This is a genomic window from Paucibacter sp. XJ19-41 (genome assembly GCF_028462495.1).
GTDB lineage: Bacteria > Pseudomonadota > Gammaproteobacteria > Burkholderiales > Burkholderiaceae_C > Roseateles_E.
In genome coordinates, this window is the sequence record NZ_JAQOWX010000189.1 from 1 (window position 1) to 930 (window position 930).

Annotated in this window: 1 protein-coding gene; it reads right to left on the reverse strand. The window is 75.5% G+C overall.

Annotation, left to right across the window (positions count from 1 at the left end):
• Positions 1-170: 170 nt before the first annotated feature.
• Positions 171-930, reverse strand: a 760-nt coding sequence (locus PO768_RS27310; RefSeq protein ID WP_272648570.1) for a peptidoglycan-binding domain-containing protein, incomplete at its 5' end; no start/stop codon positions are given.

Below are 930 nucleotides of genomic sequence, written 5' to 3' on the forward strand. Positions count from 1 at the left end.
CCCAGCGCCAGCACCGCCGCGCCCCACGGCCAGCGTCGCGCCGGCGCGGCGGTCTCGTCATCATCGGCATGGTCGGCGGGGATGGGGTTGGCGTGCAGGCCGGGCACATTGCCGCGCTCCCGTTCGGATTCGGCGCGCCGCAAGGCATCGAGGATGTAGGACATGGTGCTTCAGTGCCCGGCCAGGGCTTGTTGCAGGCGCGGCTCGTCGATGCCGCTGGCGCGGTTGAGCAGCATCAGCGTGACGGGGCCGGCCAGGCCGTCGCTGCGCAGCCCCTGGGCGCGCTGGAAGGCCGCCACCTTGGCGCGCAGCGCCTGGTCGTACTTGAGGCCGAGCGGCGCCGGCGCCCCATCCGCAGCCGGCGCGCCGGAGAAAGCCTGGTCGAGCCGGGCATCGAGCCAGGCCGGCAGCGGGCCGCTGGTGATGCGGCCCTGGTAGGCCGGCGGCGCCCGCCACAGGGTCCTGAACTCGCCGCGCCACTGCCGGTCCAAAGCCAGCAGGCTGACAGTCTGCGTGTGGCCGCCGGCGCTGACGGTGGCGTGCTGGCCGCCCAGGCTTTGCAGCAGCACATAGGCGGGCTCGCCGCTGGCGTCGTGCAGGGTCAGGATGGCGGGGCGGTCCAGCAGGCGCAGCAGGGCCAGTCCGCCGTCGGCTGCGCCGCTCTGGGTGAAACATTGGGGCGCCGGATCGGCGCTGGTCTGCGCGGTCTTGCGCAGGCCCGCGCAGAGCGCGGCGAAGTCGGCCTCGGCCCTGGGCGGCGGCAGTGCCCAGAGCGCAGCCAGCTCGCGCCAGGCATCGGCCTCGCTGCGCAAGGCCAGTGTGATCGTCGCGGCCGGATCGGGTCGCGGCACCGGGGCGGAGGCGGCCGCGCTGGCGGCGGACGCAGCAGCAACGGGAGCAGCGCTCGGCGCGGCGCTGGCAGCGGCCGCA